This window comes from Mycobacterium colombiense CECT 3035 (assembly GCF_002105755.1).
Lineage (GTDB): Bacteria > Actinomycetota > Actinomycetes > Mycobacteriales > Mycobacteriaceae > Mycobacterium > Mycobacterium colombiense.
In genome coordinates, this window is sequence record NZ_CP020821.1 from 5,072,048 (window position 1) to 5,093,359 (window position 21,312).

A 21,312-nucleotide genomic window follows, 5' to 3' on the forward strand; every position below is an offset into this window, starting at 1 on the left:
CGCGGGCAGCCACTAGACTCGCGTGCGTGGCGGACCCCACCGAAACCCTTGAAACCGATGCGTCCGGATCGCCGGCCCGGCCGGTGCTCGTCGTGGACTTCGGCGCGCAGTATGCGCAGCTGATCGCCCGTCGCGTCCGCGAGGCGCGAGTGTTCTCCGAGGTGATCCCGCACACCACCACGGTCGAGGAGATCAAGGCCCGCGACCCGCTGGCGCTGGTGCTCTCCGGCGGCCCGTCCAGCGTGTACGCCGACGGCGCGCCCCAGATCGATCCGGCCCTGTTCGATCTCGGGGTTCCGGTGTTCGGCATCTGCTACGGGTTTCAGGCCATGGCGCAGGCGCTCGGCGGGACCGTCGCGCACACCGGCACCAGTGAATACGGCCGCACCGAACTGAAAGTGATTGGCGGCGAACTGCATTCGGGACTGCCGAGTTCGCAGCCGGTATGGATGAGCCACGGCGACGCGGTCACGGCCGCACCGGACGGGTTCGAGGTGGTGGCCAGCAGCCCGGGCGCGGCGGTGGCCGGCTTCGAGAACCGGCAGCGCCGGCTGGCCGGTGTGCAGTACCACCCGGAGGTGATGCACACGCCGCACGGCCAGCAGGTGCTCAGCCGATTCCTGCACGACTTCGCCGGGCTGGGCGCGGACTGGACGGCCGCCAACATCGCCGAGGTGCTGATCGAGCAGGTGCGCACCCAGATCGGTGACGGCCGGGCGATCTGCGGTCTGTCGGGCGGGGTGGATTCCGCGGTGGCGGCCGCGCTGGTCCAGCGCGCCATCGGTGACCGGTTGACTTGCGTGTTCGTCGACCACGGCCTGCTGCGCGCCGGCGAGCGCGCGCAGGTGCAGCGCGACTTCGTCGCCGCCACCGGGGCCAATCTGGTCACCGTCGACGCGGCCGACACCTTCCTGGACGCACTCGCAGGCGTGACCAATCCGGAAGGCAAGCGCAAGATCATCGGCCGCCACTTCATCCGGGCCTTCGAGGGCGCGGTGCGAGACATCGTGGGAGACGGGGATTCTCACGTCGATTTCCTGGTGCAGGGCACGCTGTATCCGGACGTGGTGGAGTCCGGCGGCGGCAGCGGGACCGCGAACATCAAGAGCCACCATAACGTCGGCGGCCTGCCCGACGACCTGAAGTTCACACTCGTCGAGCCGCTGCGGCTGCTGTTCAAGGACGAGGTGCGCGCGGTCGGCCGCGAGCTGGGTCTGCCGGAGGAAATCGTTGCGCGCCAACCCTTTCCGGGCCCCGGCCTGGGGATCCGGATCGTCGGCGAGGTCACCGCGCCGCGGCTGGAGACCCTGCGTCGTGCGGACTCGATCGCCCGCGAGGAACTCACCGCGGCCGGCTTGGACAGCCTGATCTGGCAGTGCCCGGTGGTGCTGCTGGGCGACGTCCGCTCGGTCGGGGTGCAGGGCGACGGTCGCACCTACGGACACCCGATCGTGCTGCGCCCGGTGTCCAGCGAGGACGCCATGACCGCCGACTGGACCCGGGTGCCCTACGAGGTGCTGGAGCGCATCTCGACCCGCATCACCAACGAGGTGGCCGAGGTCAACCGCGTGGTGCTGGACATCACCAGCAAACCGCCCGGCACCATCGAATGGGAGTAGCCGGCCCCGCCTAGTTGCCGGGGAAATTCGGCCACATCGCGCCCATCAGCCACACCAGCACCGATCGCATAACACTGTCCCTCACGTCGCTTGACGGTTGTCAGAGGGCGGGTGTTTACTTCGAAATGTATCGAACATACATTCGAATACACCACCCGGTAGGCCCCGGAAAGCTGGTGATAGGAGGCTGTCATGACCGCGGCTTTTGCCTCCAGTCCCCACCAGGAAACCCGTGCTGAGCAGCTGGAATCGCTTCGTCGCCAGATGGCGAGCATCTCCGGGAGGAAAGTCGGGCCGTCCGCCGCCGCGCCCGCCGGGGACCTGCTGCCGGACTCGGAGGCCCAGCTGGCCCTCCCGCCGTGGCTGGCCGACCTGCTGCCCGCCCCGGTGCCGCGGGGAACGGTCGCGGTGCTCTCGGGTGCCCGGTCGCTGCTGCTGAGCATGGTGGCCGCCGTCACGGCGGCCGGTGGCAACGCGGCCATCGTCGGCCAGCCGGACATCGGGCTGCTGGCCGCCGCCGAGATGGGGGCGGACCTGAGCCGGCTCGCGGTGATACCGGATCCCGGCACCGATCCGGTGGAGGTGGCCGCCGTGCTCGTCGACGGCATGGACCTGGTGGTCCTGGGGCTGGGCGGGCGCCGGGTGCCGCCCAGCCGGGCGCGGGCGGTGGTGGCCCGCGCCCGGCTGGGCGGGCGCCGGGTGCCGCCCAGCCGGGCGCGGGCGGTGGTGGCCCGCGCCCGGAACAAGGGCTGCACCCTGCTGGTCACCGGCGGCGATTGGCAGGGGGCGCCGACGCGCCTCGCCGCCCGGGTCTGTGGCTATGACATCACCGCGGACAGCCGCCCCGGATTCGGCCGGATCGGCGGGGTGCGGCTGCAGGTCAGCGGGACGTGCGCGGGACGACGGGTGCTGCCCCAGGCGCGGGCCGGGTGAAATTTCGGTGGTAACACCTTCTCGCTCACGGGTTTTGGCGATCTGGTGCATGGATTGGCCCGCGGTCGCTGCGGCGACGGCCGCGGGCCTGTCCGCGACCGCCCCGATCGCGGTCACGCTGGCCAACCGGGTGATCGCCTGCTCGTCGGCGGCCCGGGCGGCGGGCGTGCGGCGGGGCTGCGGCGCCGGGAGGCGGCGGCCCGGTGCCCGCAACTGCACGTCACCACCGCCGACGCGGACCGCGACGCCCGCTTCTTCGAGGCGGTGATCGCGGCGGTGGACGACCTGGTGCCCCGCGCCGAGGTGCTGCGGCCCGGTCTCCTGGTGCTGCCGGTGCGCGGGGCGGCCCGTTACTTCGGGTCCGAGGCCACCGCCGCAGAACGGCTGATCGATGCGGTCGCCGTGGCCGGCGCCGAGTGTCAGGCCGGGGTCGCCGACCAGCTGTCCACCGCGGTCTTCGCGGCGCGGGCGGGCCGCATCATCGAGCCGGGGGGTGACGCGAAGTTCTTGTCGGTGCTGTCCATCCGGCAACTTGCCACCGAGCCGAGCCTGTCCGGCACCGGCCGCGAAGAGCTGACGGACCTGTTGTGGCGGATGGGGATTCGCACCATCGGGCAGTTCGCCGCGCTGTCGCGCAGCGACGTGGCTTCCCGGTTCGGCGCCGACGGGGTGACCGCGCACCGGTTGGCCCGCGGCGAACCCGAGCGGCCGCCGTCCGGCCGGGAGCCGCCGGCCGAACTCGAGGCCGTGCTGGATTGCGATCCGCCGATCGACCGGGTCGATGCCGCGGCGTTCGCCGGGCGCTCACTGGCCGGCAGGCTGCATCAGACGCTGATGGCCGCCGGCGTGGGATGCACCCGGCTGGCCATCCACGCCGTCACCGGCAACGGCGAAGAACTGCACCGGGTGTGGCGGTGCGCCGAGCCGCTGACCGAGGACGCCACCGCCGACCGGGTGCGCTGGCAGCTGGACGGATGGCTGAGCAGCCGCACCGTGCACAATCCGCGTCCCACCGCCGCGGTGACGCTGTTGCGGCTGGGCGCGGTGGAGGTGGTCTCCGCCGAGGCGCTGCAGCTGCCGCTCTGGGGCGGACTGGGCGAGGAGGACAGGCTGCGGGCCCGCCGGGCGCTGGTGCGGGTGCAGGGCCTGCTCGGCCCGGAGGCGGTTCGCGTGCCGGTGCTGTCCGGTGGGCGCGGGCCGGCCGAGCGCATCACGCTGATCCCGCTCGGCGACGAGCCGGTGCCGCGGGCCGATCCCGATCCGCCGTGGCCCGGCCGGCTGCCCGAACCGTCACCGGCGGTGCTGCTGGACGACCCGGTGGAACTGCTTGACGCCCAAGGAAACCCGATACGGGTGACCATCAGGGGGCTGTTCTCCGCCGACCCCGCACGCATGATCGGCGGGGGTTGCGACGAGCGGCTGTGCTGGTGGTCCGGGCCCTGGCCGGTCGACGAGCGATGGTGGGATCCGGAATTGAGTAAGGGCCGCACCGCCCGCGCCCAGGTGTTGCTGGAGAGCGAGCGCGCGCTGCTGCTGTGCTATCGCCAGCGGCGCTGGTATGTGGAGGGGAGTTACGAATAGTCCCGCGGTACAGCGTATTCGACGCGCCGCAACGCGTCGGGCGTCAGGTCCTTGAGCGACGGATAGCCGTCGACGGCCATGATCAGGTCCGCTTCGGCCAGCAGCGAGCGCAGCACGTGCACGATGCCGTCGACGCCACCGAGGGCCAGCCCGTAGGCGTAGGGGCGGCCGATCCCCACGGCGGTCGCGCCCAGCGCCAGCGCCTTGATGATGTCGGCACCACCGCGCACGCCCGAGTCGAACAGCACCGGCAGCCCGTCGGCGGCCTCGATGACCGCGGGCAGACAATCCAGGCAGGGCAGCCCGCCGTTGGCCTGCCGGCCACCGTGGTTGGAGCAGTAAATGCCGTCCACGCCAATCTCTTTGGCGCGGCGAACGTCGTCGGGGTGGCAGACGCCCTTCACCATCAGCGGCAGGTCGGTCTCCGCCCGCAGCCATTCCAGGTCCTCCCACCGGAACGGCCCACCGAAGATCGGCAGCTTGCGCACCGCCGCCTCGGTGGCGTCTTCGCCCCGGCTCAGGTTGGCGCGAAAAACCGGATCGCTGGTGTAGTTGGCCAGGCAGCCGCTGGGCACCTGCGGATAGTTCCCGCCCAACAGGTCGCGGGGCCGCCAGCCGGTGACCCACGTGTCCAGGGTGACGGCGATGCCCTTGAAGCCGGCCGCCTCGGCGCGGTGCACCAGGCTGGCGGCCATCTTGCGGTTCGGCGGCGTGTAGAGCTGGAAGAACGCCGGGTTATCGCCGAGCTCGGCGGCGATATCTTCCATCGGGTCCGAGGTGAGCGTGCCCACGAAGAACGGGACGCCGGTGCGGACGGAGGCGCGGGCGCAGAGCATGTCCCCGTGGCCGTCCGGGTCACACACCCCGATGACGCCGATGGGTGCCATGAAGATCGGCGACGGGAACCTGATGCCGAACAGCTCGACCGACATGTCGCGCTCCTCGGGGGCGACGCCCATCCGCGGGTACAGGCCCCAGCGCTTGAACGCCTCGCAGTTGGCGCGCTGGGTGTGTTCGTCGCCGGCGCCGCCCGCGACGTACTGGAGCACCTTCGGTGTCATCGCCGCCGACGCCTTGGCCTCCAGCTCCTCGAACCTGATCGGGTATTGCGGCTGATTGCCGTGCAGCGACTGGTCGTACAGCTCGTTTTGATAATCGGCGAAAGCCATAGTCGCTGACTTCCCCGTGCCTGGAACACCAAACGAGCGCCGGGGAATGCGGCACCCGGTCGACGCCGCCGTCAGTAGCGCCCGAAGGCGATGGCCACGTTGTGTCCGCCGAAGCCGAATGAGTTGTTGATGGCGTATTCGTAGTTGCCCGGGCGTGGCTTGCCGGCCACCACGTCGAGGTCGATGTCGGGGTCGAGGTTTTCCAGGTTGAGGGTGGGCGGTATGACCTGGTCGCGCAGGGCGAGCACGGTCAGGATGGATTCCACGGCGCCCACGGCGCCCACCGAGTGGCCGAGTGCGGCTTTGGGGGCGTAGACGGCGGCGTTTCCGCCGTGCGGGCCCAGGGCGTTGTTGATGGCCTTGGCCTCGGCGACGTCGCCGACCGAGGTGCCGGTGGCGTGGGCGTTGACGTGGTGGATGTCGGACGGGCTGAGCCCGGCGAGCTGGATGGCCCGGCTCATGGCGTGTCCGGCGCGTAGGCCGTTGGGGTCGGGGGCGACCATGTGGTAGCCGTCGGAGGTGATGCTGGCGCCCATGATGCGGGCCAGGATGTTGGCGCCGCGGGCTTTGGCGTGTTCCTCGGTTTCGATGACCAGCAGGGCGCCGGCCTCGCCGAACACGAAGCCGGTGCGGTCGCGGTCGAACGGGCGGCAGGCGCCGGCCGGGTCGTCGTTCTTGGTCGACATCACGATGCGCATCTGGGCGAACGCCGCGATCGCGACCGCCTCGATTCTGACCTCGACGCCACCGCAGATCGCCACGTCGGCCTCACCGAAGACGATGTTGCGCCAGGCCTGGGCCACCCCCTCGGAACCCGACGCGCACGCCGACACCGGGGTGATGACCCCGGCCTTGGCGCGCCGCTCCAGGGCCACCGCGACGGCAGCGCCGTCGGGCATGTACTTCGACACGGCCAGCGGCGAGACGCCGGCGATGCCCCGGGCGCGCAGATCGTCATAGCTGAACACGATCTGCTCGGCGGACCCCAGCCCGGTGCCGATGGACACCATCAGGCGGTTGGGGTCGACCTCGGGGGAGCCGGCGTTCTCCCAGACCCGCCGGCTCAACACGGCCGACATCCGCTGCAGGTAGCCCATCCGGTGGCGTTCGGCGCGGGTCAGCCCGCCGTCGAAGTCCTCCAGCAGGTGCCCGCCGATGCGCACCGGCAGGTCAAACTCCTCGACGAACGAATCTTCCAGCTTGCGGATACCACTTTGCTTGTCCAACAACAGCTTCCAGGTGGTTTCGGCATCAGTTGCCACCGCGGTCGTCATGGCGACGCCAGTGACGACCACGTTCGGCAACGTTTTCCCGGTAACCAACTCCGTCATGACTCGCGAAACCTTTCATCTGACCCTTTTGCGGATACCGTACGCTCGCCGGGCGTTATCCGGCACGCACCTCCGCCGCCCGCGCCATCAGCCCGCGGCCACCGGGCAGGGCGCCCACCACGGTGCGGGCCAGCCGGTCGCGGCCGCGCAGACCGTCCGTCCTGGCCTTTCCGGCGCGCAGGTGGCGCCAGCCCAACCCGGCCCAGGACGCCGCGACGACGGCGTCGGTCAGCCCACCGCGAGCGCGCCGCCGGTCGACCACGGCCAGACCGAGCGCGGTCGCCGAGTGCACGGTGTCGACCCAGACCCCGGCCGCGAGCACCTCCGGGCCCGGGTTGACCCCCGACAGCAGCGCCTGGGTCAGGTGGCGCGCGCCCAGAATCCGGGTGACCACCAGCGCCTTCCGATCGACCTGCACCCCGTGGATGTGGTCGAGCACCTCGTTGGGGGCGATCAGCAGCACCGCACCCCAACCCGCCCGGATCAGCTCGATCGCACGAATCTTCATCCGTCACCCCCTATTTGGCGAGCAAAAGGCCCCACTCGTTCGATGAACCGGTCGAAGAAGGCCGCCGCATCGACGTCAATCCCGATGAGCGCGTTGGGTTCCCGACGGTCCGACCAGTCGGTCACCGTCATGGCGCGGGTCAGGGTTCCGGTCAGCTCGATGCCCACCGTCGCCGGACGCGTCGTGACCAGTTCGGGATCCAGGGCGACGGCGGCGGCCAGCGGATCGTGCAGGTGCGCCTGGTACCCATGGCCGAGTTCGTGGTAGGCCTCCAGGTAGAACCGCATCGCGTCCTCGATCACCCGGATCAGCGGGTTGGACGCCGTCGACCGGGTTCCGGCGGGGTCGTGTTCGCTCAGCCGTGTGGTCGTCGACTGCGCCGCCGCGGCCAGCCGCGCCAGATGATCGGGGGTCATTGCCACCTTGCGGGTCAGATCCAGGCCGCACAGAATCGGGAGACGTTGGCGCCCAACGTTTTCCGGGCACCACGCGGCCAGCACCTCGGCCGCAGCCTCCGGATCCACGCTGATGTTCCACTCCGCCACCGCGGTGGTGTTGCCCCGGTGGTCGTAGGAGCCGCCCATGATGACCAGCCGTTTGAGCAGCGCCGGCAGTTCTGGCTCGGCGCGCAGCGCCAGCGCCAGGTTGGTGAGCGGGCCGGTCGCCACGCCGATCAGCTCGCCGGGGCGGGCGCGCGCGGCGCGCACCCACGCGTCGGCCGAGTCGTAATCGGTGAGCCGGCCCGAGCCCGGCGGCAGGTCGGCGTAGCCCAATCCCCTGGGGCCGTGGACTTTTGACGGCAGCCGCATCGGCCCGGTCAGGGTTTCCCCGGAACCCTTGGAGACCGGTACGTCGGTGCGCTCACACAGCGCCAGCAAACCCAGGTTGTTCTCGCAAACCTGGTCCACCCCAACGTTTCCCCCGGTCGATGCGATGCCGATCACTTCGGCGTCCGGGCTGGCGAACAGGTACATCAGCGCCAGCGCGTCATCCACGCCGGTATCGACGTCGACGAAGACGGGGGAGTTCATCGGTTCCAAGATACTCAATTCGGCGACTAGGCTGACATGATGCCAACCACGTCGGAGCCCCCCGAGGGGACTGATTTAACGCCGCACTTCGACGATGTGCAGGCCCACTACGACCTGTCGGACGAATTCTTCCGGCTATTCCTCGACCCGACCCAGACCTACAGCTGCGCCTACTTCGAGCGCGAGGATATGACGCTGGAAGAGGCGCAGATCGCCAAGATCGACCTCGCCCTCGGCAAACTCGGGCTGCAGCCGGGCATGACGTTGCTCGACGTCGGCTGCGGCTGGGGCGCCACCATGATGCGGGCGGTGCAAAAGTACGACGTCAACGTCGTCGGCCTGACCCTGAGCCGCAACCAGGCCGAGCACGTCGAGCAGCTGATCGCGAACTCCGGGAGCCCCCGCTCGGCGCGGGTCCTGCTGGAGGGCTGGGAGAAGTTCGACGAGCCGGTCGACCGCATCGTCAGCATCGGGGCCTTCGAGCATTTTGGCCACGAGCGCTACGACGCGTTCTTCACCATGGCCCACGACCTGCTGCCCGACGACGGGGTCATGCTGCTGCATACCATCACCGGGCTGCATCCCAACGAGATGGTCGAGCGCGGGATGCCGATCTCGTTCACGTTCGCCCGATTCATCAAATTCATTGTCACCGAGATCTTTCCGGGTGGGCGGCTGCCGTCGATACCGATGGTGGAAGAGCGTGCCACCGCGAACGGTTTCACGGTGAGCCGGGTGCAGTCGCTGCAGCCGCACTACGCGAAGACCCTCGACATCTGGGCCGCGTCGCTGCAGGCCCATAAGGACGAGGCCATCGCGGTGCAGTCCGAGGAAGTCTACGAGCGGTACATGAAATACCTGACCGGTTGCGCCGACGCGTTCCGGGTCGGATACATCGACGTCAACCAGTTCACGCTGCAGAAATGACTACCAGTGCACCCCGGGCACCAGGCGGACCAGCCGCTTGACCGGACGCGGTGTCCGGAGGCCCCGGGTGACGGCGCGCACCGGCCGGCTGGGCTTGCGGCGGGCGGTCCGCGGGCCGCGGCGGGCTCGGTGGTTTGCCCGCGCGCCGCGGCCGAATCCGGATAGCCGAGGTAGAGCTGGTGCAGCACGCGCCGCGAGGTCCGCGGGGCGAAGTAATTGCCGGCCTCGGCGAGCGTGCCCAGCGGCGTGTCGATGCGGGCCGGCTTGTCCACCAGCCCGCGCACCACCATCGCCGCCGCGCGCTCGGGGCTGATCGCCGGCACCGGGTTGAGCCGGTGCGACGGCACGATCATCGGGGTGCGCACCAGCGGCATGTGGATGTTGGTGAACGTGATGTGGTCGGACAGCACCTCCGAGCCCACCACGTCGGAGAACGCGTCCAGCGCGGCCTTGCTCGGCAGGTAGGAGCTGTACTTGGGATTGCGGGCCTGCACGCCTGCGCTCGACACGTTGACGACGTGACCGAACCGGCGCTCGCGCCAGTGCGGTAGCAGCGCCAGCACCATCCGCACCGCGCCGAAGTAGTTGACCGCCATAACCCGTTCGTAATCGTGCAGCCGGTCGGTGGAGTTGACCACCGAGCGGCGGATCGAGCGGCCGGCGTTGTTCACCAGGTAGTCGACGTGGTCGAAGCGGCCCAGGATGTCCTTGACCGTATGTTCCACCGACGCGGAATCGGTGACATCGCAGGTAAAGGCATGGGCCACACCGCCATTGGCGCGGATCTCGTCGACCAGCGCATCGAGCGCCGCGCCGTTGCGGGCCAGCGCGAACACGGTGGCGCCCCGCTCGGCGATCGCGATGGCCGCGGCCCGGCCGATGCCGCTGGACGCGCCGGTGATGATGACGTGGCGGCCCTGCAACGGTCCCTGCGGATCGTCGCGGCGCGCGCGATCGGGATCGAGGTGCTCCGCCCAGTACCGCCACAGCTTGGGCGCGTAGTCGGCGAACTCCGGAACGCTGATCCCGGTGCCCTGCAAGGCGTTTCGTGTCTTCTCGCTGACAAAGGTGGGCGCCAGGTCGACGACGTCGAGCACCTCGGCGGGGATGCCGAGCTGGGTGGCCGCCATGTTGCGCACCACCCTGGCGCGACCGCGCACCTTGAGCACCGGGGCGGCCACCGCGCGGGGCAGCGACCCGCGCAGCGGCGGCAGCCCGGCCGCCTTGGCCACGCCGCGGTAGATGCCGCGCAGGCCGATCGTCTTCTCCGCGGTCAGGTGGAACGTCTGCCCGTCCCGACCCTCGGCATGCATCAGCGCGACCAGGGCGTCCACCACGTAGTCGACCGGCACGATGTTGGTGCGGCCGGTGTCGGGCAGCAGCATCGGGGTCAGCCGGGGTAGCACCGCCAGCTTGGCCAGCACGCCGAAGAAGTAATACGGGCCGTCCACCTTGTCCATCTCGCCGGTGCGTGAATCGCCCACCACCACGGCCGGGCGGTAGATGCGGTGCCGCAGCCCGGGCGCCGAGCGCACCAGCAGCTCGGCCTCGAACTTGGTCTGGTGATAGGGCGTCGGCAGCTGCTGGCCGACGTCGAAGTCGTCCTCGGTGTATTCGCCGGCGAAATCGCCGGCCACGGCGATCGACGAGACGTGGTGCAACGTCGCGTCCAGCCGCTGCGCCAGGCCGATCACCGCGCGGGTGCCCTCGACGTTGCTGGCCCGCTGCTCGGGCTCACCGGCGGTGATGTCGTAGATCGCCGCGCAGTGCACCACGTGATCGATGTCGCCCAGCTCGGCGAGGACCTCGTCGCTCAGGTCCAGCTCCGGAAGGCCGCCGACCAGGGGTTTCACCCGGTCGCCCCAGCGTTCCGCGAGCCGCTCGAAGCGGCCCAACGACTGCCGTCGCACCAGCACCCACACCTGCGCGTCGGGGCGGGATTCCACGAGACGTGACACGACTCGGCGGCCAATAAACCCGGTACCGCCGGTAACGACATACCGCATGAAGACATGGTGGCGGTGGCAGCCGCGCACGTCAACTGCCGATCTTGCGCGGGGCGTTGCGCGCGGGAGGTCAGTTGCGGAAGTCGCGGATCCCGTCCCAGTCGACCAGCGTCCAGCCGGTCATCGGGTTACCGCTGATCACCACGCGGCCCGTGTTGGGAATCGGGTGGCTGTCCATCAGGCTGTCCTTGGCGTTCTGCGCGTTCATCAGCGTCCACACCATGATCGAGTTCCGGTGTGAGAACACCACCGGGTTGCGGTGGCCGCTGTTGTAGATCTTGTTGATGGCCGCAGTGAACTGGTCGTTGAACTCCTTGCCGCTGACCGAGCCGGGGATGCTGTCGGACACGTCGCCGTTGATCCAGTTGACCGGCGCCAGCATGTACGTCGACTTCGCCATGGACTCGGGCTTGCCGTTGAACCAGCCCGCGTTGATCTCCTGGATGCCGGGCAGGACCTCGACCTGCTTGCCCAGCTCGGCGGCCAGCGGTGCGGCGGTTTGCTGGGTCCGGGTCATGGTGGAGGCGTAGACGCTGTCGTAGTCCTTGCGGCCGAGTTGGTGCGCGAGCTGCTCGGCCTGCCCCTTGCCCTCCGGCGTCAGGCCCGGGCCCGGCACCTCGGTGTCGATGGTGCCGCTGGCGTTGGCCTCGGACTGGGCGTGGCGGATGAACGTCACCGTGATGGACCGCGCCTGCGGTGAGCCGCCGCAGCCGGCGACGACCATCGTTGCGGTGAGCGCGGCGAGCGCCATCGTGGCTTTCCGGATCATGCTGCGCTGGGGCATGTCGATTAGCCTGCCTTGCCGACGGCTCCGGTGGGAAGGGTTTGCGACGGTTTGTTACCGCGCGGCCCCGGGGAGATCGCCGTTTCGCCGGATGCCAGAGTGGACTTCAGGATCACTACTCAACGATCGGGAGACTTCCATGGCGATTGATCCGAGTGCCGTCGGCGCGGTGACCGAACCCATGCAGTTCGAATGGACCGACAGGGACACGCTGCTCTACGCGCTCGGTGTCGGCGCCGGGATCGACGACCTGCCGTTCACCACCGAGAACAGCCATGACATCGACCAGCAGGTGCTGCCCACATATGCGGTGATCTGCTGCCCGGCGTTCGGCGCGGCCGGCCTGGTCGGAAAGTTCAACTGGGCCATGCTGTTACACGGATCGCAGAGCATCCGGCTGCACGCGCCGCTGCCGCCCGCGGGCAAGCTCTCGGTGGTGTCCGAGGTCGCCGACATCCAGGACAAGGGCGAGGGCAAGAACGCGATCCTGGTGTTGCGCGGCCGGGGCACCGAGCCGGATTCCGGCCAGCTGATCGCCGAGACGCTGACCACCCTGGTCATCCGCGGCGAGGGCGGCTTCGGGGGCATGCCGGGCCAGCGGCCCGTCGCGCCGGAATTCCCGGACCGCGAGCCCGACGCCCGGATTCCGCTGCCCACCCGCGAGGACCAGGCGCTGATCTACCGGCTCTCCGGTGATCGCAACCCGCTGCACAGCGACCCGTGGTTCGCCCGGGAGCTGGCCGGCTTCCCCAAGCCGATCCTGCACGGCCTGTGCACCTACGGGGTGTCGGGCCGCGCGCTGGTGTCCGAGCTCGGCGGGGGCGTCGCGGCCAACGTCACCTCGATCGCCTCGCGGTTCACCTCGCCGGTGTTCCCCGGCGAGACGCTGACCACGCTGATCTGGCGCACCGAGCCGGGCAAGGCGGTGTTCCGCACCGAGGCGTCCGGCGCGGAGGGGTCCGGCCCCCGGGTGGTGCTCGACGACGGCGCGGTGGAATACGCGACAGGCTAAGGGCGGCGCGCCGCTAGCCCGAAGTTACGAGAGCTGATCCGCCAGCCGGCCGGTGAATTCGGCTGCCCGCGTGGGACTGTCGAGCGCGAAGAGCGCGGCGGTGGCGCGGTCGCCGTCGTCGCCGTGCCGCACCAGGATCGGCACGCCCCGGACGGTCCCCGCGCGCACCGCGTCGAACGCGTCCTCGTCGGTGATGTCGTCGCCGAGGTAGACCGGCGTCAGCGGACCCGACCCCGCCTCGTGCAGGTGATCGATCACCCAGCGCAGCGTCTTGCCCTTGTCCCAGTCGAGGTCCGGGCGCAGCTCGATGACCTCGCGGCCGGTCGTGACCCGGAGTTCGTCGCGGCGGCCCGCGGCGCGCACCGCCGCCAGCACCTCGCCCACCCGGTCACGTTCGGCGTTGCGGTAGTGCACGGCCACCCCGAACCGCTTGTGCTCCACCACAACACCGGGAATTCCGGCGAGCCGGTCGCGCAGCTGTCCGGCCGCCTGCTCGAGCACCGGGATGGCGGCGGCCGCGTCGTCGTTCTGGTGGTGGGTCCCGTCGGGCGCGGTCAGCTCGAAGCCGTGGCTGCCGGCATACCAGATTCCTTTCACCCCAACGCGTTTCGTGACATCAGCGAGGTCACGGCCGGACAGCACCGCCACCGGGCACCGTGCGGCCAGCCGGTCCAGCGCCTCGGTGGCCCCGTCGACGGGCCGCGCCGTGTCCGGATCGTCCACGATGTCCGAGAGCGTGCCGTCGAAGTCGAAGAACACGGCCGGTTGCCGGTCGGCGAGCCCATCGGCCAAGGCCTGCAACGCATCGGGCAGCTGCGACATGCGGAGGTCGCCGGTCCGCACGGTGACGTCGCGCAGGGCGTCGACCACCACGTCGGCGCCCGCCTCGCACAACGTCTCGCCGTGCCCGGCCGGGTCGACGGCGATCACCAGCGCGAACCCGGCGGCGCGTGCGGCCTCGATGCCGGCGGCGTCCCCGGCGACCACGACGCAGCGTCCGGGGCGCACCTGCAGCCGGTCGGCCGCCTGCGCCGGGTCGTGCGCCGCGATGACGGCGGTGCCCAGGCCGGTTTCGCGCAGCCGGACGGCCAGGGTGGATCCCAGCGCGGCCTCGTCGTCGAACAGCACCGCGTCATGGCGGCGCGGATCGATGACGGCCGGCCCCGACTTGCCCATGACCAACCTTCTCACGGTGGTCGGTCGGCGGGAGAGCGGGTCAGCGACGGGCGTGGCCCGGCGCCGACGGGTGGGTCGGCGGGACCGGGCGCACCACCGGGCGGGTGGGACGCCTGCGGCTGAACAGCAGCACGGAATCCTCGCCGAGGGCGACCAGTCGCGCCATGCCCAACTCGATGCCCGCGGCCAGTTGCTTGACGTCGAACGCGTCGCCGTGTTCGGCGGTGATGCCGAAGACCAGTTCGTCGCCGTAGCTCAGCACCGCGACGCCGGTGTGCAGCGACGCGGCCGTCGGGGGGATCGGCAGCAGCCGCTCCAGGGTCTGTCCCATCACCCGTAGCCGCCGGCGCGGCCCGGGCACGTTGGTGGCCAGCGTGACGATGGCGCGCTGCGGAAGGCGGGAGAGCAACTGTAAGACGTTGCTGCGCAACACCGTCGGCAGAAAACCGATCGCCGACTCCACGATGCCGGGTGGCTGGGCGGTCAGCTTGGCCTTCCACCTGGTGTGCACCGTCAGTAACCGGCGCACCGGGTCGTCGTGTTCGACGGGCAGGTGCGAGAGCATCGCCGAACGGACCGGCATCGGCACCAGGGTGCGCAGCGAGTCGGCCCGCGGTTCCTCGCCGCGGCCGAGCAGTGCCGTGCGGAATCCCTCGGTGATGGCGGCGAGCGCGACGTCGTTGGCGCTGACGCCGAACTTGCGGCAGACGCTGTCGACGTCGGCGATCGGGACCCGCACCGTGCTGTAGCGCCGCGAGGCGGTGGCCGCGTCGGTGCGCACGGTCGGCCACATGGCGCCGACCAGGGCGCCGGCGGCCGACGAAGTCCGCCACAGCGCGTCGAGCCAGCCCGGTTTGCCCGCGGCGGTCGGCGAAACCGGTTTGGCCGCAGCGCCGTTGGCGAAGGTGTCCGCGTCGGCGTCGTCGCAGAGCCGGCTGATCAGGCGCGCGGCCGAGTTGCCGTCGAGCAGGCCGTGATGGGTCTTCATCAGGATCGCCCACCGGTTGCCCTTCAGGCCCTCGATGACCCAGCACTCCCACGGGGGGCGGTCCAGGTCGAGGGGCCGCTCCAGGGCATGGGCGATGGCCCGCGACAGTTCGGCCTCGTCGCCGGGGCGTGGGATGGCCACCCGGCGCACGTGACGGGTCAGGTCGAAGTCCGGGCAGTCGATCCACTCCTGGCTCAGCGGGTGCGCCCGTAGCAGCTGCGTGCATCGGGTGATCGGCTGGATACGTTCGGCCAGAAGGCTTTTGAGGCATTCATAGTCGGGTGCGGTGCCGTCGACGATGGCGACCGCGCCGATCGCCAGGCTCGCGTGCTGATCCGGATCGTGGGCTTGAAGGAACGCCGTGTCCAGTGTCTGTGCCATGCCGGCCCCCGATGTAGTCCGCTTTTTGAACTTGTACCAGTATCTGTGGAGCTCACGATCCGCGGTAGTGCCGCAGCGTTAAGACCTTGTTTAGGAGTTGAAGATCGGTTTAACAACGGTTGTACTGGGCCGCGGTTAAATCGAACACCAGTTCGATATACTGGCGTCCGTGGGCTGGTCTAATGGGCCGCCGAGCTGGGCGGAAATGGAGCGGGTGCTCGACAGCAAGCCGCGCCATGCCGGGGAGTCGGCGGGCCCGGAATCCGACGGCCCCCTGTCGCGCAGGCGCGCGACGTACCAGCCGCCGGATGGCGGCCGGGCGTCCCGCTCGTCCGTCGCTTACGCCGAGCTGCATGCGCATTCGGCATTCAGCTTCCTGGACGGGGCGAGCACGCCCGAGGAGCTGGTCGAGGAGGCGGCCCGGCTGGACCTGCGCGCCCTGGCGCTCACCGACCACGACGGTCTGTACGGGGCGGTGCGGTTCGCCGAGGCGGCGGCCGAGCTCGACATGCGCACCGTGTTCGGCGCCGAGCTGTCTTTGGGGCCTCAGAGCCGCGAAGGCGGCGACATCGGGGCCAGTGCGCGCACCGAGGCGCCGGATCCGCCCGGCCCGCACCTGCTGGTGCTGGCCCGCGGGGCCGAGGGGTACCGGCGGCTGTCGCGGCAACTGGCCGCGGCGCATCTGGCCGGCGGCGAGAAGGGCAAGCCCCGGTACGACTTCGACGCGCTGACCGAGGCCGCCGGCGGGCACTGGCACATCCTGACCGGCTGCCGCAAAGGCCATGTCCGCCAAGCGCTTTCCGACAGCGGTCCGGCGGCTGCGGAGCGTGCGCTGGCCGATCTGGTGGACCGGTTCGGAGCGCAGCGGGTCAGCATCGAGCTGACCCATCATGGTCAGCCGCTCGACGACGAACGCAACGCGGCCCTGGCCGCGCTGGCCCCCGCTTCGGGGTCGGCGTCGTCGCCACCACCGGCGCGCATTTCGCGGGGCCGTCGCGGCGCCGGCTGGCCATGGCGATGGGCGCCATCCGGGCGCGACAGTCGCTGGATGCGGCCGCCGGGTGGCTGGCCCCGCTGGGCGGTTCGCACCTGCGCTCGGGGGAGGAGATGGCCCGGCTGTTCGGGCCTGTGCACCTGGGGGCCGCGACGTGGTGACCGCGGCCGCCGAGCTGGGCGAGCAGTGCGCGTTCGGGCTGGCGCTCATCGCGCCGCAGCTGCCGCCGTTCGACGTGCCCGCCGGGCACACCGAGGACAGCTGGCTGCGGCAGTTGACCATGGCCGGGGCGCGCGACCGCTACGGGTCGGCCGAGCACGCGCCGCGCGCGTACGCCCAGATCGAGCACGAGCTGAAAGTCATTGCCCACCTGACGTTTCCGGGCTACTTCCTGGTGGTGCACGACATCGCCCGGTTCTGCCGGGACAACAACATCCTGTGCCAGGGCCGGGGATCGGCGGCCAACTCCGCGGTCTGCTACGCCCTGGGCGTCACCGCGGTGGACCCGGTGGCCAACGAGCTGCTGTTCGAGCGTTTCCTGTCGCCGGCCCGCGACGGGCCGCCCGACATCGACATGGACATCGAGTCCGACCAGCGCGAAAAGGTCATCCAGTACGTCTACGACAAGTACGGCCGCGACTACGCCGCCCAGGTCGCCAACGTCATCACCTACCGGGGAAAGATCGCGGTGCGCGACATGGCCCGCGCCCTGGGTTTCTCGCAGGGCCAGCAGGACGCGTGGAGCAAGCAGATCAGCCACTGGAACGGGTTGGCCGACTCACCCGACGTCGAGGGCATTCCCGAACCGGTGGTGGACCTGGCGAACCAGATCCGGAACCTGCCGCGGCACATGGGTATTCATTCCGGTGGCATGGTCATCTGCGACCGTCCGATCGCCGACGTGTGCCCGGTGGAGTGGGCACGGATGGAGAACCGCAGCGTGCTGCAGTGGGACAAAGACGACTGCGCGGCAATCGGATTGGTGAAGTTCGACCTGCTCGGGCTGGGCATGCTCTCCGCGCTGCACTACGCCATCGACCTGGTGGCCGAGCACAAGGGGATCGAGGTGGACCTGGCCCGCCTCGACCTCTCCGAACCGGCGGTGTACGAGATGCTGGCCCGCGCCGATTCGGTCGGCGTGTTCCAGGTGGAGTCGCGCGCGCAGATGGCCACCCTGCCGCGGCTGAAGCCGCGGGTGTTCTACGACCTGGTGGTGGAGGTCGCGCTGATCCGCCCCGGGCCCATCCAGGGCGGGTCGGTGCATCCCTACATCCGCCGGCGCAACGGGCTGGACCCGGTGGTCTACGACCACCCGTCGATGGAACCGGCGCTGCGAAAGACGCTGGGAGTGCCGCTCTTTCAGGAGCAGCTGATGCAGCTCGCGGTCGACTGCGCCGGATTCAGCGCCGCCGAGGCCGACCAGCTGCGCCGCGCCATGGGATCCAAGCGCTCGACCGAGCGCATGCGCCGGCTGCGCGGCCGGTTCTACGACGGCATGCGCGCGCTGCACGGCGCCGACGACGAGGTGATCGACCGCACCTACGAAAAGCTGGAAGCCTTCGCCAATTTCGGCTTCCCGGAAAGCCATGCGCTGAGCTTCGCGTCGCTGGTGTTCTACTCGTCGTGGTTCAAGCTGCACCACCCGGCGGCGTTCTGCGCGGCGCTGCTGCGTGCCCAGCCGATGGGGTTCTACTCGCCACAGTCGCTGGTGGCCGATGCGCGCCGGCACGGCGTGACGGTGCACGGCCCGGACGTCAACGCCAGCCTGGCGCACGCCACCCTCGAGAACGCCGGCACCGAGGTCCGCCTCGGCCTGGGCGCGGTCCGCCACATCGGCGACGACCTGGCCGAACAACTGGTGGACGAGCGAAAAGCCAACGGCCCGTTCGCTTCTCTGCTGGATTTGACGACCCGGCTGCAACTGAGCGTGCCGCAGACCGAGGCGCTGGCGACGGCCGGGGCGCTGGGCTGCTTCGGCATGCCGCGGCGTGAGGCGCTGTGGGCGGCCGGGGCCGCGGCCACCCAGCGTCCGGGCCGGCTGCCCGGCGTGGGCTCGTCGTCGCACGTGCCGGCGCTGCCCGGGATGAGTGAGCTGGAACTGGCCGCCGCCGACGTGTGGGCCACCGGCGTCTCCCCGGACAGCTACCCGACGCAGTTCCTGCGGGCCGACCTGGACGCGATGGGGGTGGTGCCCGCCGCGGGGCTGGGCTCGGTGCCCGACGGTGACCGGGTGCTGATCGCGGGCGCGGTGACCCACCGGCAGCGGCCCGGCACGGCGCAGGGGGTGACGTTCATCAACCTCGAGGACGAAACCGGGATGGTCAACGTGCTCTGCGCGCCGGGGGTGTGGGCGCGGCATCGCAAGCTGGCGAATTCGGCCCCGGCGCTGCTGGTGCGCGGGCAGGTGCAAAACGCCAGCGGCGCGATCACCGTCGTCGCCGAGCGGCTGGGCCGCATCACCCTGGCGGTCGGCTCGAAGTCCCGCGACTTCCGCTGAGATCTTCGCGCCGAGTGCGCATTTCACGACGCGACACGCCGCAAACGCGTCGTGAAACGCACGTTCGCCAGCCGGCGCGTCAGCCGGTGGGCGTCGTCCACTCTTTGGTCGGGGTGATGACCAGCCGGGTGCTGTAGGAGCCCATCGCCTCGGTCAGGCCGAACTGGGCGGCGACCTCGCTGTACTTGGCCCAGTACGGCTCGTCCTCGCGGCAGTCGACGCCGGTGGCCTCCACCGTCGCGGTGCCGCCGACGACGATGATGCCGCCGCCGTTGCCGTTGGAATCCAGGTTCAGGCTCACCCGCGGGTGCGCCTTGACGTGGGCGACCTTGGCCGACTGCGGCATCGAGTACACCGTGAGCTTGGCGCCGTCGAAGTAGAACCAGATCAGCCGCGGAACCGGTTGCCCGGACTTGGCGACGGTGGTCAGCCACCCGTAATGGTCGGATGTAAGCCTGCCGGCGACCTCTTGCGTGAATTCGATGCTCATGGCGCCACGCTAGTCTCCACACATGCCCCTGAACTTGTCCGTCGATGAACTGCTCACCACCACCCGCTCGGTCCGCAAGCGTCTCGACTTCGACAAGCCGGTGGGCCGCGACGTGTTGATGGAATGCCTCGAACTGGCGCTGCAGGCGCCCACCGGCTCCAATGCGCAAGGCTGGCAATGGATTTTCGTCGAGGACGCCGAGAAGAAGAAGGCGATCGCCGACATCTACCTGGCCAACGCCCGCGGCTATCTGAGCCTGCCGTCGGCCGAGTACCCCGAGGGCGACACCCGCGGCGAGCGGATGCCCAAGGTCAAGGACTCCGCGATCTACCTCGCCGAGCACATGCACGAGGCGCCGGTGCTGATGATTCCCTGCCTGGAGGGGCGGGTGGAGAAGGCGCCGTTGGGGCTCAGCGCGTCGTTCTGGGCGTCGCTGTTCCCGGCGGTGTGGAGCTTCTGCCTGGCGCTGCGCTCGCGCGGGCTGGGCACCTGCTGGACCACGCTGCACCTGATCAACGACGGCGACAAGCAGGCCGCCGAGGTGCTCGGCATCCCGCATGACCGGTACAGCCAGGGCGGGCTGTTCCCGATCGCCTACACCAAGGGCACCGACTTCCGCCCGGCCAAGCGGCTGCCCGCCGAGCAGCTCACCCACTGGGACACCTGGTAGATCACCTCGCCCCGGCGTAGCCGTGCTGGCGCCAGGCCTCGTAGACCGCGATCGCCGCGGCGTTGGACAGGTTCAGCGAGCGCCGGCCCGCCAGCATCGGGATGCGCACCTGGGCGGTGATGTGCGGGTCGGCCAGCGTGGCGGCGTCCAGCCCGGTGGGTTCGGGGCCGAACATCAGCACGTCGCCGGCCCGGTAGTCCACATCGGCGAACGAGGTGGGCGCGTGCGAGGTGAACGCGAACACCCGCCGCGGTGCGAGCGCGGCCCAGGCGGCCGCCAGCGAGGCGTGCACGGTGACCGAAGCGAGGTCGTGGTAGTCCAGCCCGGCCCGGCGGAGCTTCGGTTCGGACAGGTCGAACCCCATCGGTTCGACCAGATGCAATTCGCAGCCCGTCGCGGCCACCGTCCGGATGGCGTTGCCGGTGTTGGGCGGGATCCGAGGGGACACGAACATCAGCTTGAACACAACGCCGATAATGGTCGCATGGTCGAGCAGAGCTACTGGATGCAGAAGGTCGCTGCCGATCCGGGGCATTCGCAGTGGTACATCGAGCGTTTCCGCGCCATGGCCCGCGCCGGTGACGACCTGGCCGGCGAGGCCCGGTTCGTGGACGCCATGGCGCCGCGCGGCGCACGGATCCTCGACGCCGGCTGCGGGCCGGGCCGGCTGGGCGGCTACCTGGCCACGGCGGGCCACCGGGTGGTCGGCGTGGACGTCGACCCGGCGCTGATCGAGGCGGCCGAGCAGGACTACCCCGGCCCGCGCTGGCTGGTCGGCGACCTGGCCGAGCTGGACCTGCCGGCGCGCGGCATCGCCGAACCGTTCGACGTCATCGTGTCCGCGGGCAACGTCATGGCGTTTCTGGCCCCGAGCACCCGGATCCAGGTGCTGAGCCGGCTGCGGGCGCATGTCGCCGACGACGGCCGGGCGGCGATCGGCTTCGGCGCCGGCCGCGATTACGAGTTCGACGAATTCCTCAACGACGCCGCCGACGCGGGCTTCGCGCCCGACCTGTTGCTGTCCACCTGGGACGTGCGGCCGTTCACCGACGACTCCGATTTCCTGGTCGCGCTCCTTCGGCCCGCCTAGGGGTTTCGCACCCGGCGGTGTTTGCCAGGGGTGACGGCGCGGGCCCGGCGCCACCTTGGAGGGACCTGTCTGCTCAGTAACGATTCTGGTGGCCTGCGCCGCGGGCTGTCATACTCGTCGGATTG

The 21,312-nt window shown here is 70.4% G+C and carries 15 protein-coding genes and 3 pseudogenes; 8 read left to right on the forward strand and 10 right to left on the reverse strand.

Annotated elements, in window-relative coordinates:
* Positions 1 to 26: 26 nt before the first annotated feature.
* The 3 genes and pseudogenes from guaA to B9D87_RS24005 all read left to right on the forward strand — a co-directional run bounded on the left by guaA (position 27) and on the right by B9D87_RS24005 (position 4,133).
* Positions 27 to 1,619 (forward strand): glutamine-hydrolyzing GMP synthase, encoded by a 1,593-nt coding sequence (gene guaA / locus B9D87_RS23995; protein WP_007773395.1) that lies wholly within the window; start codon positions 27 to 29, stop codon positions 1,617 to 1,619.
* Between the two features lie 192 nt (positions 1,620 to 1,811).
* On the forward strand, positions 1,812 to 2,552 hold the full coding sequence (gene imuA', locus B9D87_RS24000) for a DnaE2-dependent mutagenesis accessory factor ImuA' (RefSeq protein ID WP_085382828.1): 741 nt from the start codon (positions 1,812 to 1,814) through the stop codon (positions 2,550 to 2,552).
* 49 nt (positions 2,553 to 2,601) lie between these two features.
* Positions 2,602 to 4,133 (forward strand): annotated as a pseudogene (locus B9D87_RS24005) (DNA polymerase Y family protein).
* Here the strand turns inward: B9D87_RS24005 and B9D87_RS24010 are convergent.
* The 4 genes from B9D87_RS24010 to B9D87_RS24025 all read right to left on the reverse strand — a co-directional run bounded on the left by B9D87_RS24010 (position 4,124) and on the right by B9D87_RS24025 (position 8,172).
* On the reverse strand, positions 4,124 to 5,302 hold the full coding sequence (locus B9D87_RS24010; protein WP_007773392.1) for an alpha-hydroxy-acid oxidizing protein: 1,179 nt from the start codon (positions 5,300 to 5,302) through the stop codon (positions 4,124 to 4,126). The pseudogene B9D87_RS24005 and the gene B9D87_RS24010 overlap by 10 nt on opposite strands.
* Before the next feature lie 71 nt (positions 5,303 to 5,373).
* Complete coding sequence (gene kasB / locus B9D87_RS24015; RefSeq protein ID WP_007773391.1) at positions 5,374 to 6,633, reverse strand: 3-oxoacyl-ACP synthase KasB; 1,260 nt, start codon at positions 6,631 to 6,633, stop codon at positions 5,374 to 5,376.
* Between the two features lie 55 nt (positions 6,634 to 6,688).
* Positions 6,689 to 7,141: a hypothetical protein gene (locus tag B9D87_RS24020; RefSeq protein ID WP_007773389.1), complete on the reverse strand. Its 453-nt coding sequence runs from the start codon at positions 7,139 to 7,141 to the stop codon at positions 6,689 to 6,691.
* The gene (locus B9D87_RS24025; protein WP_007773388.1) at positions 7,138 to 8,172 is read right to left on the reverse strand and encodes a nucleoside hydrolase; all 1,035 of its coding nucleotides are present in this window, start codon (positions 8,170 to 8,172) and stop codon (positions 7,138 to 7,140) included. Before B9D87_RS24025 ends, B9D87_RS24020 begins: the two co-directional genes overlap by 4 nt.
* 39 nt (positions 8,173 to 8,211) lie before the next feature.
* On the opposite strand from B9D87_RS24025, the gene cmaA1 reads away from it, so the two are divergent.
* Complete coding sequence (gene cmaA1, locus B9D87_RS24030) at positions 8,212 to 9,099, forward strand: cyclopropane mycolic acid synthase CmaA1 (protein ID WP_040631113.1); 888 nt, start codon at positions 8,212 to 8,214, stop codon at positions 9,097 to 9,099.
* On the opposite strand, the pseudogene B9D87_RS24035 reads toward cmaA1, so the two are convergent.
* A pseudogene (locus tag B9D87_RS24035) lies at positions 9,100 to 11,105 on the reverse strand (SDR family oxidoreductase).
* Between the two features lie 70 nt (positions 11,106 to 11,175).
* Positions 11,176 to 11,889, reverse strand: coding sequence for a histidine phosphatase family protein (locus tag B9D87_RS24040; protein WP_007773383.1), 714 nt, complete (start codon positions 11,887 to 11,889; stop codon positions 11,176 to 11,178).
* 139 nt (positions 11,890 to 12,028) lie between these two features.
* Between B9D87_RS24040 and B9D87_RS24045 the strand changes: the two genes are divergently transcribed.
* Positions 12,029 to 12,901 (forward strand): MaoC/PaaZ C-terminal domain-containing protein, encoded by an 873-nt coding sequence (locus B9D87_RS24045; protein ID WP_007773382.1) that lies wholly within the window; start codon positions 12,029 to 12,031, stop codon positions 12,899 to 12,901.
* Positions 12,902 to 12,925: 24 nt separating this feature from the next.
* On the opposite strand, the gene otsB is transcribed toward B9D87_RS24045, so the two are convergent.
* A complete protein-coding gene (gene otsB / locus B9D87_RS24050; protein ID WP_007773378.1) occupies positions 12,926 to 14,077 on the reverse strand; it encodes a trehalose-phosphatase in 1,152 nt (383 codons plus the stop codon).
* A 40-nt stretch (positions 14,078 to 14,117) separates the two neighbouring features.
* On the reverse strand, positions 14,118 to 15,446 hold the full coding sequence (locus tag B9D87_RS24055; RefSeq protein ID WP_007773375.1) for a wax ester/triacylglycerol synthase domain-containing protein: 1,329 nt from the start codon (positions 15,444 to 15,446) through the stop codon (positions 14,118 to 14,120).
* Between the two features lie 169 nt (positions 15,447 to 15,615).
* Between B9D87_RS24055 and B9D87_RS24065 the strand changes: the two are divergent.
* Positions 15,616 to 18,937, forward strand: a pseudogene (locus B9D87_RS24065) (error-prone DNA polymerase).
* 79 nt (positions 18,938 to 19,016) lie between these two features.
* Here the strand turns inward: B9D87_RS24065 and B9D87_RS24070 are convergent.
* Complete coding sequence (locus tag B9D87_RS24070; RefSeq protein WP_007773372.1) at positions 19,017 to 19,427, reverse strand: TIGR03667 family PPOX class F420-dependent oxidoreductase; 411 nt, start codon at positions 19,425 to 19,427, stop codon at positions 19,017 to 19,019.
* A gap of 22 nt (positions 19,428 to 19,449) precedes the next feature.
* Here B9D87_RS24070 and B9D87_RS24075 point away from each other — a divergent pair, with 22 nt between their 5' ends.
* Positions 19,450 to 20,097: a nitroreductase family protein gene (locus B9D87_RS24075; protein WP_007773370.1), complete on the forward strand. Its 648-nt coding sequence runs from the start codon at positions 19,450 to 19,452 to the stop codon at positions 20,095 to 20,097.
* Position 20,098: 1 nt separating this feature from the next.
* On the opposite strand, the gene B9D87_RS24080 is transcribed toward B9D87_RS24075, so the two are convergent.
* The gene (locus tag B9D87_RS24080; RefSeq protein WP_007773368.1) at positions 20,099 to 20,563 is read right to left on the reverse strand and encodes a tRNA (cytidine(34)-2'-O)-methyltransferase; all 465 of its coding nucleotides are present in this window, start codon (positions 20,561 to 20,563) and stop codon (positions 20,099 to 20,101) included.
* Between the two features lie 18 nt (positions 20,564 to 20,581).
* Between B9D87_RS24080 and B9D87_RS24085 the strand changes: the two genes are divergently transcribed.
* Entirely contained in the window at positions 20,582 to 21,187 is a 606-nt protein-coding gene (locus tag B9D87_RS24085) for a class I SAM-dependent methyltransferase (protein ID WP_007773363.1), read from the forward strand.
* Positions 21,188 to 21,312: the final 125 nt, after the last annotated feature.

Bases quoted from the DNA above. Each gene is read 5' to 3' on its own strand.
- imuA' (WP_085382828.1), top strand. From the start codon at position 1,812: ATGACCGCGGCTTTTGCCTCCAGTCCCCACCAGGAAACCCGTGCTGAG.
- B9D87_RS24010 (WP_007773392.1), bottom strand. From the start codon at position 5,302: ATGGCTTTCGCCGATTATCAAAACGAGCTGTACGACCAGTCGCTGCAC.
- kasB (WP_007773391.1), bottom strand. From the start codon at position 6,633: ATGACGGAGTTGGTTACCGGGAAAACGTTGCCGAACGTGGTCGTCACT.
- B9D87_RS24020 (WP_007773389.1), bottom strand. From the start codon at position 7,141: ATGAAGATTCGTGCGATCGAGCTGATCCGGGCGGGTTGGGGTGCGGTG.
- B9D87_RS24025 (WP_007773388.1), bottom strand. From the start codon at position 8,172: ATGAACTCCCCCGTCTTCGTCGACGTCGATACCGGCGTGGATGACGCG.
- cmaA1 (WP_040631113.1), top strand. From the start codon at position 8,212: ATGCCAACCACGTCGGAGCCCCCCGAGGGGACTGATTTAACGCCGCAC.
- B9D87_RS24040 (WP_007773383.1), bottom strand. From the start codon at position 11,889: ATGCCCCAGCGCAGCATGATCCGGAAAGCCACGATGGCGCTCGCCGCG.
- B9D87_RS24045 (WP_007773382.1), top strand. From the start codon at position 12,029: ATGGCGATTGATCCGAGTGCCGTCGGCGCGGTGACCGAACCCATGCAG.
- otsB (WP_007773378.1), bottom strand. From the start codon at position 14,077: ATGGGCAAGTCGGGGCCGGCCGTCATCGATCCGCGCCGCCATGACGCG.
- B9D87_RS24055 (WP_007773375.1), bottom strand. From the start codon at position 15,446: ATGGCACAGACACTGGACACGGCGTTCCTTCAAGCCCACGATCCGGAT.
- B9D87_RS24070 (WP_007773372.1), bottom strand. From the start codon at position 19,427: ATGAGCATCGAATTCACGCAAGAGGTCGCCGGCAGGCTTACATCCGAC.
- B9D87_RS24075 (WP_007773370.1), top strand. From the start codon at position 19,450: ATGCCCCTGAACTTGTCCGTCGATGAACTGCTCACCACCACCCGCTCG.
- B9D87_RS24085 (WP_007773363.1), top strand. From the start codon at position 20,582: ATGGTCGAGCAGAGCTACTGGATGCAGAAGGTCGCTGCCGATCCGGGG.